The sequence below is a fragment of the Pontimicrobium sp. MEBiC01747 genome (genome assembly GCF_053601635.1).
The window spans coordinates 1-326 of the sequence record NZ_JBSHNS010000060.1 but is presented as its reverse complement, the minus strand read 5'-3'; the positions used below and the strand labels follow the sequence as shown (position 1 = coordinate 326).

Genomic DNA, 326 nt, shown 5'->3' with positions numbered 1-326 from the left:
GTATCAGAGAAAGTAAAAAGCTATGATAATATTGCTATAGATTTTAAATATGTATTAGAAAAGAAAAAAGAAAATATTAAGCAAGAAACACGTGGAGATGTTACATTGCAAAAAGACAAGTATAAACTTAATATATTAGGAATTACTAGAATTTTTGATGGTTCTAAATTGTATTCCATTAGCCCTGCAGACGAAGAAGTAACAATTTCTAATGAAAATGAAGACGACGAAAATAGTATTACGCCAAGTAAAATGCTTTCATTTTACGAAGAAGGCTTTACTTACAAAATGGATATTGTTCAAAATGTAAAAGGAAGAAAAATACA

General features: G+C 27.3%; 1 protein-coding gene. It reads left to right on the top strand.

The window, feature by feature from the left end; genetic code table 11:
• Positions 1-326 (top strand): LolA family protein (locus ACVC2P_RS00955; protein ID WP_452596612.1); only part of this gene is annotated, 326 nt, incomplete at both ends.